This is a genomic window from Peribacillus frigoritolerans (genome assembly GCF_040250305.1).
Taxonomy (GTDB): Bacteria; Bacillota; Bacilli; order Bacillales; family DSM-1321; genus Peribacillus.
On the sequence record NZ_CP158190.1, the window covers coordinates 1,688,451 to 1,706,109 of the forward strand.

At 43.2% G+C, this 17,659-nt stretch carries 14 protein-coding genes; all 14 read left to right on the forward strand.

The window, feature by feature from the left end; all coding sequences use genetic code 11:
• Positions 1-2 precede the first annotated feature (2 nt).
• The 14 genes from ABOA58_RS08400 to spoIIGA all read left to right on the forward strand — a co-directional run bounded on the left by ABOA58_RS08400 (position 3) and on the right by spoIIGA (position 17,625).
• A complete protein-coding gene (locus tag ABOA58_RS08400; RefSeq protein WP_350301948.1) occupies positions 3-2,159 on the forward strand; it encodes a penicillin-binding protein in 2,157 nt (718 codons plus the stop codon).
• A 113-nt stretch (positions 2,160-2,272) separates the two neighbouring features.
• Positions 2,273-4,195, forward strand: coding sequence for a stage V sporulation protein D (locus tag ABOA58_RS08405; RefSeq protein WP_137018800.1), 1,923 nt, complete (start codon positions 2,273-2,275; stop codon positions 4,193-4,195).
• Positions 4,196-4,354: 159 nt separating this feature from the next.
• Positions 4,355-5,827, forward strand: a complete 1,473-nt coding sequence (locus ABOA58_RS08410; RefSeq protein ID WP_350301949.1) for a UDP-N-acetylmuramoyl-L-alanyl-D-glutamate--2,6-diaminopimelate ligase — start codon at positions 4,355-4,357, stop codon at positions 5,825-5,827.
• A gap of 88 nt (positions 5,828-5,915) precedes the next feature.
• Entirely contained in the window at positions 5,916-6,893 is a 978-nt protein-coding gene (mraY, locus tag ABOA58_RS08415; protein ID WP_101224579.1) for a phospho-N-acetylmuramoyl-pentapeptide-transferase, read from the forward strand.
• Entirely contained in the window at positions 6,894-8,246 is a 1,353-nt protein-coding gene (gene murD, locus ABOA58_RS08420; RefSeq protein WP_350301950.1) for a UDP-N-acetylmuramoyl-L-alanine--D-glutamate ligase, read from the forward strand.
• Positions 8,247-8,400: 154 nt separating this feature from the next.
• Positions 8,401-9,507 carry a stage V sporulation protein E gene (gene spoVE / locus ABOA58_RS08425; RefSeq protein ID WP_434547772.1) on the forward strand — a complete coding sequence of 369 codons (1,107 nt, stop codon included), beginning with the start codon at positions 8,401-8,403 and terminating at the stop codon, positions 9,505-9,507.
• A gap of 355 nt (positions 9,508-9,862) precedes the next feature.
• Complete coding sequence (gene murB, locus ABOA58_RS08430) at positions 9,863-10,771, forward strand: UDP-N-acetylmuramate dehydrogenase (protein WP_260357038.1); 909 nt, start codon at positions 9,863-9,865, stop codon at positions 10,769-10,771.
• Between the two features lie 130 nt (positions 10,772-10,901).
• A complete protein-coding gene (locus tag ABOA58_RS08435; protein ID WP_350301952.1) occupies positions 10,902-11,684 on the forward strand; it encodes a cell division protein FtsQ/DivIB in 783 nt (260 codons plus the stop codon).
• Entirely contained in the window at positions 11,671-12,363 is a 693-nt protein-coding gene (locus tag ABOA58_RS08440) for a DUF881 domain-containing protein (protein ID WP_350301953.1), read from the forward strand. Before ABOA58_RS08435 ends, ABOA58_RS08440 begins: the two co-directional genes overlap by 14 nt.
• Before the next feature lie 42 nt (positions 12,364-12,405).
• Positions 12,406-13,116 carry a DUF881 domain-containing protein gene (locus ABOA58_RS08445; protein ID WP_350301954.1) on the forward strand — a complete coding sequence of 237 codons (711 nt, stop codon included), beginning with the start codon at positions 12,406-12,408 and terminating at the stop codon, positions 13,114-13,116.
• Positions 13,116-13,481 (forward strand): small basic family protein, encoded by a 366-nt coding sequence (locus ABOA58_RS08450; RefSeq protein ID WP_137018793.1) that lies wholly within the window; start codon positions 13,116-13,118, stop codon positions 13,479-13,481. Before ABOA58_RS08445 ends, ABOA58_RS08450 begins: the two co-directional genes overlap by 1 nt.
• A 267-nt stretch (positions 13,482-13,748) precedes the next feature.
• A complete protein-coding gene (ftsA, locus tag ABOA58_RS08455; protein WP_137018792.1) occupies positions 13,749-15,047 on the forward strand; it encodes a cell division protein FtsA in 1,299 nt (432 codons plus the stop codon).
• 44 nt (positions 15,048-15,091) lie between these two features.
• Positions 15,092-16,249, forward strand: coding sequence for a cell division protein FtsZ (gene ftsZ / locus ABOA58_RS08460; protein ID WP_101224586.1), 1,158 nt, complete (start codon positions 15,092-15,094; stop codon positions 16,247-16,249).
• Between the two features lie 449 nt (positions 16,250-16,698).
• Positions 16,699-17,625, forward strand: coding sequence for a sigma-E processing peptidase SpoIIGA (gene spoIIGA / locus ABOA58_RS08465; protein WP_350301955.1), 927 nt, complete (start codon positions 16,699-16,701; stop codon positions 17,623-17,625).
• Positions 17,626-17,659 lie beyond the last annotated feature (34 nt).

A 17,659-nucleotide genomic window follows, 5' to 3' on the forward strand; every position in this document is an offset into this window, starting at 1 on the left:
TAATGCAGAAACAAAAAAATATGAAGCATGGGGCAGCCGGATTATTCTTCTTATTCGGCCTGCTCTTTTTTGTATTAGTCTGCCGCTTTTTGTATATTCAGGTGACAGGAACAGCAGGCGGGGAGGTACTGGCTGCGAAAATCGACAAGAAATATGAAAAAAAACAGGTCATAGAAGCCAAAAGGGGAAGCATACTCGATACAAAAGGTGAAGTCATCGCCGAGGATACTTCCTCCTATATCTTAAGGGCTGTACTCAGTGAAAAGGAGCCCGAGCATGTCAAGGATCCGGAGATGACCGCTAGTAAGCTTGCAAAATATATCGACATGGATGAACAGGACATTTATGAAAGACTTACGAAAAAAGGGGCATACCAGGTGGAATTTGGCAGTGCCGGCAAGGATTTGACTCAGGTCGTCAAGCAGAAAATAGAAAAACTGGAACTGCCGGGAATTACATTCGGAAGAACCAATAAACGTTTCTATCCTAATGGGATTTTCGCCTCCCATCTGATTGGCTATGTAGAAAAGGATGAAGAAACGGAGGAAATGGCTGGTAAGTTCGGCATTGAAAGGTACCTCAATAAAGAATTGCAGGAAACGGATGGGAAGCTGACATATGACAGTGACTCATGGGGCTTCCTTTTACCAGATAAGAAGGAAAAGGTGGTTGCCCCGGATAATGGCAATGATGTCATGCTGACCATCGATAAGAAAATACAAACGTTCTTGGAAGATTCAATGAGCAAAGTACAGGAAAAATACGATCCCGAACAAATCATAGCGATTGTCTCCAATCCAAAAACGGGGGAGATAGTGGCGATGGGGCAAAGGCCTACCTTCCATCCGACAACGAAAGTCGGGTTAACGGATACATGGCGTAACCTGGCTATTGAAGAATCCTTCGAACCGGGTTCAACCATGAAAACATTCACTCTTGCCGCTGCTGTTGAGGAAGGGGTCTTTAATCCGAATGAAAGTTTTGTTGCAGGAACCTACAAAGCCGGATCGGGGAAAATCGGAGATCATAGCGGAATCGAAAGAGGGAAGAGCATGACCTTTCTTGAAGGGGTTCAGCGTTCCTCCAACGTCGCTTTTGCTACACTTGCAATGGATAAGATAGGAGCGGATACTTTTCGTGAGTATTTGACCAAGTTCGGATTTGATAAAAAAACGGGAATTGACCTGCCGAACGAGATAACCGGTAAAATTCAATACAAGTATAAGCTTGAAAAAGTGACTACTTCCTTTGGACAGGGTTCGACCGTTACACCGATTCAACAAATCCAAGCTGCATCCGCAATAGCCAATGACGGAAAAATGATGCGGCCATACGTGATAAAAAGCATTTCCGATCAAGATACCGGAAAAATTTTAAAAACGACAAAGCCGAAAGTGACAGGGCAACCGATTTCGGAAGAAACTGCAAAACAGGTACGAGATTATTTGGAAACGGTAATTTCCGCGAAAAAAGGAACTGGGAAAAAATATGCCATTGATGGTTATGAAGTAGCGGGAAAAACCGGTACCGCACAAATTCCAGGTCCGACAGGTAGATATTTAGAAGGGAAAAATAACTATGTATTCTCCTTTTTAGGCATGGCTCCAAAAGATGATCCGCAGTTGGTCATGTATGTGGCGGTCAAGCAGCCGAAGTTAGGTGCATCTTATGTTGGGGCTGATCCATTGTCAGAGATATTTAATCCTGTCATGCAAAATAGCCTGCAATATCTAAACATCAAACCTTCTGATGTTAAAAAACAAAAAGCAAATAAAATCAAAGACTATACGAATCAAACCGAGAGTTCAGCTGTCAAAGAACTGAAGGAACTTGGCTATGATGTAAGTACGATCGGAAGTGGGCGTAAAGTGCTCGATCAATCCCCAAAAGCCGAGAGTATACTTTTACAGGGTGAAAAGATAATACTGCGTACTGAAGGAGAAATGAAAGTTCCTGACATGAAGGGATGGTCACTGCGCGATGTTATGAAATTGGCTAAGGTTGCAAAACTGGATCTGAAAACTGAAGGTACTGGATATGTGAGTAAACAAAGTCTTGAGGCCGGGAAAAAAGTAAAGGAAGGAGAAACCATTAATATTGAATTATCCCAGCCTGAAGGGGCTGGTGTAGATATACCGACTAAAGAGAAAACAGAGTGAATATAAAGAGGGGATCCCAAATGGATTCCCTCTTTATTTCTTTCAAGGTTTCTAGTCTAGCATCGAGTAGACAAGCATATATTGAAGCATGTATGAAATGGAGGTGCCTGTTTTTGCGTGTTTCGAATGTTACTGTCCGAAAACGGCTGGCAATCGCATTGGCGATCGGTATCGTTGTTTTTTTTATCATTGATATCCGATTGGGAATTGTACAATTTTATCTTGGGGATAAGTTGACGGGGCTGGCTAAAGATTCCTGGAGCAGGAATATTCCTTTTGAAGCCAAACGAGGAGAAATTCTCGATCGGAATGGTGTCGAGCTGGCAACGAATATATCTGCACCAACGGTCTATGTCATCCCAAGGCAAATTGAGAATCCAGGGGAGACGGCGGAACAGCTTGCTTCAATATTGGATATGACAAAGGAAAAGGCTTATCAATGGTTAACGAAACAGGCGATGAGCGTCAGGATTCCGGAAGGCAGAAAGATATCTCATGAAAAGGCGAAGGAAATTAAAGCATTAGGGATAAAGGGTGTTTATATCGCTGAAGATTCAAAGCGGCATTACCCATTTGGTGAATACCTTTCGCATGTTCTTGGCTTTACGGGCTCCGATAATCAAGGGTTGATGGGTATTGAATTGTCTTATGATAAGGAACTGAGCGGGGAAAAAGGATTCGTTAAATTTTACTCGGATGCGAAAGGGAAAAGGCTCGAGAATATGGCCGATGACTATAAGCCCCCTGTTGATGGCGATAACCTGAAGCTAACCATCGATAGCAAAATCCAGACAATCGTGGAGAGGGAGCTCGATAATGCGGAGGCGACATATGATCCCGATGGTATAATTGCCATTGCAATGAACCCGAATACCGGGGAAATATTGGCAATGTCCAGCAGGCCAACCTTCGACCCAGCCAATTTCCAAAATGTACCTTCAGAAGTGTATAATCGTAATTTACCAGTTTGGAGTATATATGAACCAGGTTCGACTTTTAAGATCATCACGCTTGCTGCGGCGCTTGAGGAAGGGAAGGTCGACTTAGAAAAGGAACATTTTTATGATTCCGGACATGTGGAAGTGTCAGGGTCTACACTGCACTGCTGGAAAAGCGGAGGACATGGGGACCAAACTTTTCTTGAAGTCGTCGAGAACTCGTGTAACCCAGGGTTTGTAGAATTAGGGAACCGGCTTGGTAAAGACAAGCTGTTTAAATATATAAATGATTTCGGGTTTGGGCAAAAGACGGGGATAGATTTAACCGGAGAAGGAAAAGGAATCATGTTCAACATGGATCAAGTGGGTCCGGTTGAGCAGGCAACGACTGCGTTTGGACAAGGTGTAGCCGTAACGCCCATTCAGCAGGTGACAGCCGTATCGGCTGCTGTGAATGGCGGAACTTTGTATACACCTTATATCGCGAAGGAACTGGTGAACCCAAAAAATGGGGAAGTGCTGATGCGAAAGACCCCACAGGCGAAGAAAAAGGTGATTTCAGAAGCAACCTCGAAGAAAGTCCGTAAAGCACTTGAATCCGTTGTCGCCCAAGGCAGCGGTAAAGGAGCTTTCGTGGAGTCGTACCGGGTCGGCGGGAAAACGGGTACTGCCCAAAAAGCTGAAAATGGCCGATACCTTGAAAATAATTATATTCTCTCATTCATAGGTGTCGCTCCAGCGGATGATCCGCAAATCGTCGTTTATATAGCTGTGGATAATCCGAAAGGGACGGTACAATTCGGCGGGGTAGTAGCCGCACCGATCGTTGGGAACATCATGGAGGATTCACTTAGGGCCATGGGCGTCAAGCCAAGGAAAAACCAGATTGAGAAGGAAACGGTCTGGACGGATCCCGTCATGGTCGAGGTACCTGACGTTGTGGGTCTCAGCAAAAAAGAGTTGCAAACCCAGCTCATCGATCTTAAGCTTGATATTGCCGGAAATGGGGATAAAGTCATAAATCAAGCCCCGGATCCAGGCGTTAAAGTAAAACAAGGCTCTACAATAAGAATTTATCTTGGCGAAAATACAGAATAAGTATAATATAATATATGAATAGTTAAAGCGGCTGAAGAATCATCAGCCGCTTTGTTTACGGAGTCGGGATAACACCGTATAATTGAAATTGGTTTTCTCGACAAGCCGAGGCTAATCACATATAATGAATCCTCAAATTAAGTTGAGAGGGATGGAAAAATGAAGCTTCACAAATTACTATCTTATTTACACTCCTTATTTCCGTATGAAGGAGAGAATCCTGAAATCACCTCCATTGAAAATGATAACCGTAAAGTCATAGACGGAAGTTTATTTGTTTGTATAAAAGGTTATACAGTCGATGGTCATGATTTTGCCCGACTTGCTGTAGAACATGGAGCTGCAGCAGTCATTGCCGAAAGGCCGCTTGACCTCGATGTTCCCGTGATCGTAGTCAGGGATTCGAGCAGGGCGATGGCGGTGCTTGCCGATGCATTTTATGGCCATCCGACTCAAAAGATGCGCTTGATCGGAATTACAGGTACGAATGGAAAGACGACGACAAGTCACTTATTGGAAAAGATTTTCGAGGATCGACAAGAAAAAACCGGCTTGATTGGCACGATGTATACAAAAATTGCCGATACGGTATATGAAACCAAGAATACGACGCCAGATAGCGTTACGCTGCAGAAGGCTTTTCATGAAATGGCCGAAGCATCTGTTACCACGGCCATTATGGAAGTTTCATCTCATGCACTTGAGCTGGGACGTGTCCATGGCTGTGATTATGATATTGCCGTCTTTACGAATCTTACCCAGGATCATTTGGATTTTCATAAAACCATGGACAGATACAGGCAAGCAAAATCCTTGTTTTTCTCACAGCTCGGCAATGCTTACATAGAAAATCGTCCTAAATATGCTGTGCTTAATGCTGATGATGAAGCAACAGCCGAGTTCATTAAAGCGACTGCTGCGACAGTGGTTACATACGGCATAGACAAAGATGCGGATATCAGGGCCACGGATATAAAAATTGATGCAAATGGCACCTCTTTCACCTTGACAGCAGGTAAAGAAGAGCGTTACATTCAGCTGAAGCTGATTGGTAAATTCAGTGTTTATAATGTACTCTCTGCCATCTCTGCCGCTCTGTGCGCCGGTAACGATCTGGATGAGACAATTAAATCCATCGAGGAAATAAAAGGTGTTGCAGGCCGTTTTGAGCTCATTACAGCGAATCAGGACTTCCCGGTCATTGTTGATTATGCCCATACTCCGGACAGCTTAGAAAATGTTCTCAAGACTGTTGGTGAGTTTGCTAGAAAGAAAATCTTTGTGATAGTGGGCTGCGGCGGGGACCGAGACAAGACAAAGCGTCCCATCATGGCTGAAATTGCTTGCAGCTTGGCGACTGACCCGATCTTCACTTCGGATAATCCGCGCAGTGAAGATGCTGCCCAGATCCTCCGGGATATGGAAGCTGGTGTAGCAGGCAAAGAATATACGGTTATCGAAGACCGCAGGCAGGCGATAGCTTACGCTGTTTCCAAGGCGGAAGAGGGCGACGTTATATTAATAGCTGGAAAAGGTCATGAAACCTATCAATTGGTCGGTGACGAAGTGCTTCACTTCGATGACCGTGAAGAAGCGGAAAAGGCGATTCAAAGTCGTTTGGGTTCAGTTTGAACCGACGCTAAATTGCCCTGGAGCAAATAAGAAAAGACATTAAGCAGAATTTTATATTTGAATTGTGTTAGGAATGAGGGAGTAAGGAATGTTGGAACAAGTGATTTTTTATACGATTTTGGTGGCGTTTTTAGTAACCGTTCTTCTTTCGCCGATTTTCATCCCGTTTTTAAGAAGATTGAAATTCGGGCAAAGTATCAGGGAAGAAGGCCCACAATCGCATCTGAAGAAAACGGGAACACCCACCATGGGCGGTTTGGTCATATTATTATCTGTTACCATCGCTACACTGATCATGACTTTGAAATTCTCGGCACCTTCAACCGAAACGTATTTATTACTATTCGTTACTTTAGGTTTTGGTTTATTAGGTTTCCTGGATGATTTCATCAAAGTGGTCATGAAGCGAAACCTGGGACTGACCTCCAAGCAAAAACTGCTTGGACAAATTGTGATTTCGGTCATCTTTTACTTCGTCTTTAAGCAGACTGACCGTTTTAATCCTGAATTGACGATTCCGGGCACTGACTTTGCTTTTGATTTTGGCTGGTTTTATCTGTTTATCGTTATTTTCTGGCTTGTAGGTTTTTCGAATGCCGTCAATTTGACGGATGGGCTTGATGGACTTGTCTCAGGAACATCAGCCATTGCCTTTGGTGCTTTTGCCATTTTGGCCTGGAGTCAGTCGCAATATGATGTCGCTATTTTTTCGGTGGCGGTTGTCGGTGCAGTACTCGGATTTTTGGTATTCAATGCACATCCAGCAAAGGTTTTCATGGGGGATACGGGTTCCTTGGCCCTTGGAGGAGCAATCGCAACCATCGCTTTGTTAACGAAGCTTGAAATCCTCCTGGTAATCATTGGCGGAGTCTTCGTCATAGAGACGCTCTCGGTCATCCTGCAGGTAGGATCTTTTAAAACGACTGGTAAACGTATTTTTAAAATGAGTCCGCTTCACCACCATTATGAGCTTTCCGGCTGGTCGGAATGGCGCGTCGTCGTGACTTTCTGGACAGTGGGGCTGCTGTGTGCGGTACTCGGAATCTATTTAGAGGTGTGGATATAATTGAAAGAGACTGCAAAATATTCAGAGAAAAAGATATTAGTATTGGGTTTGGCAAAAAGCGGAGTGATGGCAGCTTCGCTTCTACATAAATTAGGTGCATTCGTAACCGTTAATGACATGAAGCCATTATCGGAAAATCCTGAGGCTCAAGGACTTCTTGAACAGGGAATCAAAGTCATCTGCGGCAGTCATCCGATCGAGCTCCTTGATGAAGGTTTCGAGCTGATCGTGAAAAACCCGGGAATCCCCTATCGGAATCCTATTATAAAAGGCGCATTGGAAAAAGGGATTCCAGTTATAACGGAAGTGGAACTAGCCTATCAGATAAGTGAGGCACCTTTCATAGGAATCACTGGTACAAATGGGAAAACGACCACGACAACATTGATATACGAAATGTTGAAGATCGGTGAAAAATCCCCGCTGATTGCCGGTAATATCGGTACAGTGGCTTCTGGTGTTGCCCAAAAAGCAAAACCCGATGACTCGATCGTCATTGAATTGTCGTCGTTTCAGTTAATGGGAATAGACGAATTTCGTCCAGAAATCTCAATCGTGACAAATTTGTATGATGCACATTTGGATTATCACAGTTCCAAACAGGAATATGTCGAAGCAAAAGCTGCCATTACGAAAAATCAAATAGCCTCAGATTTCATGATTTATAATGCAGATCAAGATCTTGTTTTATCCATGGCGAAAAAGACCAAGGCTGAACTTGTTCCTTTTTCAGCTGAAGTGAAACATGAAAATGGAGCCTATGTGGAAAATGGAGCCGCCTGTTTCCGAGGGGAAAAAATCATTGAAGTTTCAGAGATAGCCCTTCCTGGTAAGCATAATTTGGAAAATGTGCTCGCGGCCATCTCGGCGGCAAAACTGAAGGGTGTAGCTAACGAAGCCATTCAGACTGTACTGAAAACATTTTATGGTGTGGAGCACCGTCTGCAGTTTGTCGCAGCGATCGATAACCGTAAATTTTATAATGATTCGAAAGCGACGAACATTCTTGCAGCATCCAAAGCATTAACATCCTTTACGGAACCTGTCATCTTATTGGCAGGCGGTTTGGATCGCGGAAATGAATTCGATGAGTTGAAACCGGCGATGAAAAATGTCAAAGCCGTGATAACTTTTGGTGAAACGGCAGAAAAAATTGAACGGGTAGCCAAAGAAATAGGAATAGCGAATATAAAACGTGTCGATAATGTAGAAAAGGCCGTGCCGGCTGCATTTGAATTATCAAATGAAGGCGACTGCATTCTTCTCTCCCCGGCTTGTGCAAGCTGGGATCAATATAAAACTTTTGAGCAAAGAGGAGACATGTTTATGGAGGCCGTGCATAAACTTAAGTAAGAGCTTTCGCAAAAGAGAAGTGAACCTGCTTCTACGTTGACACCTTGGAAAAAAGCGATAATGAGCCGTTATCGCTTTTTTTTTGACTAAAGTGCTGACAAGCAATCAGCATTGATGTTTATATTCGCAGGCTCGAAAAACTTCCTAGAGGTGGATGTCCGTGCCATTAAAAAAATCGAATCCTGATCTCATTCTCATTATCGTCACCTTAAGTCTTTTGACTGTTGGATTAATCATGGTTTACAGCGCGAGTGCCATATGGGCAACATATAAATTTGATGATTCGTTTTATTTTGCTAAAAGACAGTTGCTGTTTGCCTGCGTTGGTGTCATAGCCATGTTTTTCATCATGAATGTGGATTACTGGACGTGGCGGACATGGGCCAAGATCCTTATCATCATTTGTTTCATTATGTTACTGGCTGTGCTTGTACCGGGTATAGGGATGGCGAGAAATGGTTCGAGGAGCTGGATTGGGGTAGGTGCCTTTTCGATCCAACCCTCTGAGTTCATGAAGCTGGCAATGATCGCTTTTTTAGCTAAGTTTTTATCGGAACGGCAAAAGCTGATCACCTCCTTTAAAAAAGGGATGCTTCCATCCTTGGGTTTAGTGTTTTTGGCATTTGGATTGATCATGTTACAGCCGGACCTAGGAACGGGAACGGTAATGGTTGGAACGTGCATCGTCATGATTTTTATTTCCGGGGCAAAGATCAGTCACTTTGTCGGCTTGGGGCTAATCGGGGTAGCAGGTTTTATCGGTCTGATTTTGTCAGCGCCCTACCGGATAAAAAGGATCACGTCTTTTCTGGATCCTTGGGAAGACCCTTTAGGCAGCGGATTTCAAATGATTCAATCGTTTTATGCAATCGGGCCCGGTGGATTGTTCGGCCTGGGACTCGGGCAAAGCCGCCAAAAGTTTTTCTATTTACCAGAACCGCAGACTGATTTCATTTTTGCCATCCTCTCAGAGGAACTTGGCTTCATCGGGGGCTCTCTCGTCATTTTATTATTTGCGCTCATGCTTTGGCGGGGAATTCGGATCGCACTTGGTGCCCCTGATTTATATGGGAGCCTTGTAGCGGTGGGAATCATTGCGATGGTCGCCATTCAAGTGATGATCAATATAGGGGTGGTAACGGGACTGATGCCAGTTACGGGGATCACCTTGCCCCTCTTAAGTTATGGCGGTTCATCACTGACGCTCATGTTGATGGCGATTGGGGTGCTCCTGAATATTAGCCGGTATTCAAGGTTCTGAAATAAGTAAAATATATGGTTTGGCAAAAGGGAAGTCCTGTTGAACGCAGGGCTTCCCTTTTTTTAAGTCAAAAACCCCTGCAGGAAAACGATTTTGGAGGGTGCCTTGCCGAAATTTAGTAATAAATGAAATGCCGCTTAAATATTACCATGTATGAATGTTGGGGAATCCACAATAAATATTGGCAATACGGCTTTGTTTAGACTATAGTATAAGAGGGTTAGGCCGTACTGGGGCTTGCTTCTGTTCATTTTTCTGCTAAAATGCGTTATTAATCTTGTAATATAAGGGACCTCATGGAAGAGGAAATGAAAATTTATAACTTGGAATTTTTGGAACAACAAGGAGGTTTATCATGGATAATGTGATAAAGCAATTAACTGAAATGAAAATCGGCAAAGTTCTTGAACAGGAACCGCTTGCGAATCATACAACTATGAAAATTGGGGGGCCGGCAGATTTATTCATCGTGCCGTCATCCATTGAAAATATAGAAAAAACGATGCAGGTCATTAAAGATCATGGGATGCCATGGAGGGTGATCGGCAGGGGCTCGAACCTACTTGTCAGTGATGGCGGAATTGAAGGTGCCGTTCTTAAATTGGGTAAAGGACTTGATCATCTCGAGATAAATGGGACGGAGATAAAAGCAGGAGCTGGGGTTTCACTTGTCAGCCTGTCCGTGCAAATCAGTAAAAAAGGGTATGCAGGATTGGAATTTGCCAGTGGGATTCCTGGTTCCGTCGGCGGAGCTGTCTATATGAACGCTGGTGCACACGGTTCCGATATGAGTGAAATTCTCAAGGAGGCACATGTTCTTTTCGAAGATGGAACTTTAGCTTGGCTTTCGAAGGAAGAAATGGAGTTTTCTTATCGAACTTCTCTGCTTCAGAAGAAAAGACCGGGTATCGTGCTGGAAGCAATTTTTCAATTGACAGAGGGCGATAAAACCGAAATCGTAGAAAGAATGCAGAATAACAAGAATTACCGTAAAGATACCCAGCCGTATAATCTTCCATGTGCCGGGAGCATATTTAGGAATCCACTTCCACATCATGCTGGTAAATTGGTCGAGAATGCAGGCCTGAAGGGACATTCTATTGGCGGAGCCCAAATTTCACCGATGCACGGGAACTTTATCGTTAACACAGGTAATGGAAGTGCAGCGGATGTTCAAGCCTTGATACAGCATGTGAAGGATACTGTGTATGATAAATTTGAAATTGAAATGGAAACAGAAGTGGAAATTATCGGCAGAAAATAGTGGATTCATTATATCCATATATTGTGATATAATGTGTTACCTTTTAAAGTTTGTAAATAGCCAAATATTGAGTTTGTCTTGATTTCACACTTTCAAGAACCATCCATTTTTACAGGAAGAGGTGAAGGGGATGGAAAAGGGGAAAATCGTTTCCATTGAGGACCGCATCCCGAAATTAAAACAATTAAGAAAAAGCAAAGCAAACAGGCGGCTTGTTCTTTTGCTTTCCCTTTTCTTCATTCTGGTTGCTTGTGTGCTATATTTCTTATCCCCGTTGAGCTATGTGAAATCCGTGCAGGTAGAGGGGAATCGTTATATTACTTCCAAACAGATCATTAAATTGAGTAAAGTGAAGAAGGATCGAAGCATCTGGAAGGTTGATACAGGGGCAGCAGCAGCCAATGTCAAAAAAAATCAAGAAATAAAAAGCGTTAAGGTGACTCCGGTATTTCCTAATTCCATTAAAATTACGGTTTCGGAACACAATAGGATGGCATATCTTTCCAATAATGGGAAGTTTGCACCCATTTTGGAAAACGGGTCCGTTTTAGAGGAGTTAGCAACAGGCGAAATTCCAGTATTTGCCCCTGTTTTAATTGGTTTCAAAGAGGGTAAAGCATTAAAGTTGCTTTTAGAAGAGCTGGACAAGCTTCCTGTCGAGATCCAGAATGCCATTTCGGAAATTCATTACGCTCCAACCAAAACCGATGACTACCATATCGTCATGTTTATGAACGATGGGTTTGAAGTAAGTGCGACGAGCCGTACTTTATACGAGAAAATGATTCACTACCCATCGATAGTCAGCCAGCTGGATCCAGAGGTAAAGGGAGTCATCGATCTGGAAGTGGGTTCTTATTTTAAAGCATATGAAGACGATGAACAAAAGGAAGAAACCAATGAGGAAAATTAATGGCAAACGGGTGGTTTTACCCCTGGTTTGCGTGGTTCTCGGATTCATGATTGCCTTCTCTTACAATCTGACCAAAGAAGGTGAAGGTGCAGGGAAGGACAAAGCCTGGGATCAGGAATATGAACTCAGGCAGCAGCTGATCGAACAAGAGAAACAGAACCGGGAACTTCAGAAGGAACTCCTTCAGAAGCAGGAAAATGTGTCCCAAATAGAAAAGGACCTAGCGCAGGAAAAACAGCTTTTTTTCAATTTGGCAAGAGATACGGAAAAATACCGGATGTTTCTCGGAAAAGTGAAGGTGAAAGGCTCAGGCCTTCAGGTGACGCTTGAAGATGGTACAGATATGGAGTCGGAAGCCAATGTTAATAACTACCTCGTTCATGAACAGCATGTCTTCAAGGTCGTCAATGAACTATACATATCAGGTGCAGAGGCTGTTGCGATTAACGGTCAAAGGTTAAATCATGATTCATACATAATCTGTAATGGGCCTGTGATTACAATCGATGGCCATCAGCATCCTGCTCCCTTCATCATTTCTGCGATTGGGGACCCGGATGTCCTGGCTGCTTCACTAGACCTGCCCGGTGGCATCAAGGAACAGCTGGTTAATGAGAATATTATCTTTACAGTGGAAAAGCAAAAGAATATCATTTTTGATCCAATTATTGGAGGGTGATCAGACCGCCGGAGTCGATGAAAGATTGGTGAGAAACTGGAAATGAATAAAAAGCTTTCTTTTAGTTTGGTTACGTTGATTGCTGGCTTCATGCTCGCAATTCAATTCAATTTGGTGAATCAGCCTGTCGTATCCGATACAAGGGATATGTGGGAGCTGAAAAATGATTTATTGAAAGAACAGCAGACCCAGGCGGAGTTAATAGAGGGTATCAGTAAGCTTGAGGGAAAAATAGCATCCTATGAAACAAAGAAAAATGAGAGTAAAGAAGAAGTATTGCGTGACACCCTGACCGAATTAAAGACTGACGCAGGTTTGACCGAAATAAAAGGTAATGGGGTCATCGTTTCCATACAGCCTATCAAAGCGGATATCCTTCTTGGTGAGAAGGTCGAATATATTTCACCTGTTTTGATCATTCGGCTCATTAATGAAATGTATAGGTATGGCGCTGACGAAATTTCCATTTCAGGACAAAGGTATATATCAACATCGGTTATTCGTGATATTAATGGGCAGCCGAAAATGGACGGATATCCTCTTGTTCATTACCCGGTCGAACTGCAGGCAATAACCGTTAATCCAAAGAAACTGAAGCAGCGCATAGAAGGTTCCGAACTTATGGATGATTTCTTTATAGATAATTTTGAAGTGCAGATTAAGGTGCCTTCCGGTGAGTTGACATTGCCGGCCTACCAAAATGCTATTGATGTAAAACACATGGAACCCATTATGGATGGGGGGGGATCGTAATGTGGCTTCCGGTTTTCGGACTATTGATTGGAATCACGCTTGGTTTTTTGGTGGACTTTGATATTCCCCATGAATATTCAAATTATCTCTCCATTGCCGTGCTTGCTGCTTTTGATACCTTATTTGGGGGCATACGGGCTCATCTGCAAAACCTTTATGATGAAGTAGTATTTGTAACAGGATTCTTCTTTAATATTGTTTTAGCCGCAGGTTTGGCTTTTCTAGGTGTACATCTTGGTGTAGACTTATATTTAGCCGCAATCTTTGTGTTCGGCGTAAGGCTGTTTCAAAATATTGCCCTGATTAGAAGGATCCTAATTGAAAAATGGTCCATTTCCCGGAAAAAGCAGAAAAAAAATCGATAATTTTAAAGGGAATTAAGTCATAAATGACGAATAGTTTATGGCAGTATCTAGTTTATTAATGATATCAGACTCGTTAAAGAAGCGAACAATAAGCATCATAAAGAGAGAAATCTACGAGTTTTGTTCGGGAAATACAAATTGAACCGCTTATTATGAAAAAAATTGCGAGTTGTTGTAATCAGTTCTGTTATCCTATAATGTATAAGTCTTCGATATAAAAATGTTATTCTACTAATACATGTATAAAACTGAAGGAGGTGCCATGGAATGAACAGCAACGAAATATACGTAAGTCTTGACATCGGTACATCCAGTGTAAAAGTTATCATTGGGGAAATGGTCAATGACACATTAAATATAATCGGCGTGGGAAATGTTAAATCAGAGGGGCTCAAAAAGGGTTCGATCGTCGGCATAGATGAAACCGTCCAATCCATTCAAAAGGCTATAGAGCAAGCAGAACGGATGATAGGGATGGAGATAAAAAAGGTAATCGTCGGCATAAGCGGAAATCATGTGACGCTTCAGCCGTGTCATGGGGTAGTAGCGGTATCCAGTGACAATAAAGAGATTACCGAGCATGACGTTTTCCGTGTCAGGGAAGCCGCGGAGTTAATAACGATACCATCCGACAGGGAAATCATCGACGTGGTGCCGATCCATTACAAAGTTGATGAACTTGATGAAATCAGTGATCCAAGGGGCATGATAGGTGTCCGGTTGGAAATGAGAGGGATATTAATCACAGGTCTTCGGACAATTTTACATAATACGCTGCGCTGTGTGGAAAGGGCAGGGTTAGAAATAACCGATATCGCCCTTCAGCCCTTAGCCGCAGGTTCCCTTGTATTATCCAAGGATGAAAAAGAACTTGGTGTGGCACTTGTCGATATTGGCGGAGGTTCCACGACTCTGGCAATTTTCGAACAAGGCTATTTACAATATACGTCTGTGATACCTATAGGCGGGGAAACACTTACGAAGGATCTTTCCATCGTTCTAAGGACAACGATGGAAGAAGCTGAGAAAATAAAAGTGAAGCATGGACATGCCTTTTATGATGACGCGTCTGAAGATGAAGTATTCCAAATACCGATCATCGGCAGCGATCAGCAGCAAACCTGCAACCAGTTAATGCTTTCGGATATCATTGAAGCGCGGGTGACCGAAATATTCGAGTTGATTCAAGATGATTTGAGGAGACTTGGCTTCCAGGATATACCGGGTGGTTTCGTGTTGACCGGGGGCGTCGTCAAGATGCCGGGAGTCCTGGAGCTTGCTCAATATGTGTTCCAAAACCGGGTAAGGACAGCTGAACCGAATTACATCGGTGTCAGGGAACCTCAATACACGACAGCTGTTGGTTTGATTAAACACGCATGCAAGAAAGAGAGAATGCAAAAAAACACCGCTAATAAAACTCCTGTAGCAGCTGGACAAGCACAAGAAGATAACGACCAGCGCAGCCAGAAGGTTTCTCAGAAAAACAAAGAGAACACGGCTAAAAAACAAGGTGAAAAAGGTGAATCTAAATTCAAAAAAATCCTAGGTTACTTTTTTGAATAACAATCATTAAGAATCGGGAATTTCGTCAAAATAGGAGGATTGTCATGTTGGAGTTTGATTCTAATCTAGAACAATTAGCAACGATAAAAGTAATAGGTGTTGGCGGCGGCGGAAACAATGCGGTAAACAGAATGATCGAGCATGGTGTACAGGGTGTTGAGTTTATTTCTGTCAATACGGATGCACAGGCTCTTAATCTATCAAAAGCAGAAATCAAAATGCAAATCGGTGGAAAGCTTACACGCGGTTTGGGTGCAGGTGCCAATCCTGAGGTAGGAAAAAAAGCTGCAGAAGAAAGCAAAGAGCAGATCGAAGAAGCGCTTAAAGGTGCCGATATGGTATTCGTAACGGCTGGAATGGGCGGCGGTACGGGAACGGGGGCTGCTCCTGTCATAGCTGGCATTGCTAAAGATCTAGGAGCACTTACAGTGGGTGTAGTTACGCGTCCATTTACCTTCGAAGGCCGAAAACGTGCAACACAGGCACAAGGCGGCATTTCATCCATGAAGGAATCGGTTGACACACTGATCGTCATTCCGAACGACCGCCTCCTTGAAATCGTCGATAAAAGCACGCCAATGCTTGAAGCATTCCGTGAAGCGGATAATGTGCTTCGTCAAGGTGTACAAGGGATTTCAGATCTAATTGCTGTTCCAGGTCTAATTAACTTGGACTTTGCCGATGTGAAGACCATCATGTCAAACAAAGGTTCCGCACTTATGGGAATCGGGATTTCCTCAGGGGAAAACCGTGCGGCGGAAGCGGCGAAAAAAGCCATTTCCAGTCCGCTGCTTGAAACATCGATTGATGGTGCCCAAGGTGTACTGATGAATATTACAGGTGGTACGAACCTAAGTCTTTTTGAAGTCCAGGAAGCGGCCGATATCGTGGCTACTGCATCCGATCAAGACGTAAACATGATCTTTGGTTCGGTTATCAATGAAAACTTAAAAGATGAAATCGTCGTTACGGTAATTGCAACAGGCTTTAACGAGGTTGAAGCTTCAATACGGCCTACTGGACGTCCAACACTCGGACAACAGCAGCAATCAAGACCTCAGACACAACAAACGCCACAGCAAAACGTGAAGCGGGAAGTGAAGAGGGAAGAAGTCAATGAACAGCCTGCACGTAATGCCAATCAAGGTGACGAGGCCTTGGATATTCCAACATTCCTCCGTAACCGCAATAGACGCCGTTAATATCGACGTCACATGCCGTCCCCATTTGGGGACGGTTTTTTGACGTTAATAAATGAATTCCTTAAAAGCAGTAGTGTCCAATCATAATGGGGCATTCTTCAGCTTTATCACTCTGACCAATGTGCAGAACGAAATCTGCATAATAGTATCTTTGTTCTTGCCTGCATGTCCCTCAGCGGTATCTGACGGATCGCCTTGGCAGAAGGAATCCAAAAAGATGAGAGCAATAAATTATTAAACTTTTATAACATAAATCGACAGAAGTAAAAGGGAGCAGGATAGTCTCTATGACAGTAATGAAAATATCAATAGCTGTTTTTCTACAAAAAGGGTAAAAATGACTGAAAAACTCTTAAGTTTTCAGTACAAAAAGTGACACACTTTCTAAGGGCAGGTACGCTATACTTTTTGCTAGTGGAAGGTTAGTTCATAAAAGGAGGGGAGGGTGTTTGACTTTATATTTAGATGTGATCTGGTTGTTGAATTGGTTATTTGACTGCCTCCTTTTATATTGGACCGCAATCATTCTCAAACGAAGGGTAGCTCTTTGGCGGGTATGCATCGGCGGGCTGATTGGTTCCTTCATTATCGTATTGGCATTCACTCCTTTTTATGCAATTGCCGACCGAGTGTACATGAAGATTTTAGTATCCCTGGTCATGGTGCTGGCAACCTTTGGGTTCAATAGGTTAAAACTTTTCATGAAATCGGTGGCCACTTTATATTTCGTGACGTTTTTATCGGGAGGTATCCTTCTAGGACTACATTACCTATTTGAATTCCAAATCGTGTCCAAGGACCCTGGTCAATATGCAGGAATCAACCGTTTTGGGGACCCTGTCAGCTGGATATTCATAATGATCGGGTTCCCGCTCGCATGGCAATTTTCCAAGCGAACACTTGAAGGAATGGAGATGACAAAACTTACACATGAACAAATGGTTTCGGTCTCGGTTAAAATTTCTGACTTCGAAGGGAAATTTCATGGATTGGTGGATAGCGGCAATCAACTATATGACCCCATTACACGTTCCCCAGTAATGATCATCGCACTTTCTGGCGGGGAAACAGGAATTCCGGACGATATGCTGGAGCTTTTTAAAAACCCTGATAACCTGATTAGTCAGGAAGAGCAGCCCGAATATTCATGGACAGGAAGAATGCGTGTAATCCCTTATAAAGTTGTGGGTCATGAACATCAGCTGTTAACCGCAATCAAACCGGATTACATCAAAATCGTTCAAGGAGAAAAAGAATTTCACGTCAAGCAGGGTCTCGTTTCGTTTACCTTTCAGCAACTCTCTCCCGACAATAGCTATCAATCTATCGTTCACCCGAAAATGTTAACCGGGATACCGGTGCAAAATGCCTCCTGAACCATCGATTCACTCTTAAATTTGACCCATAATC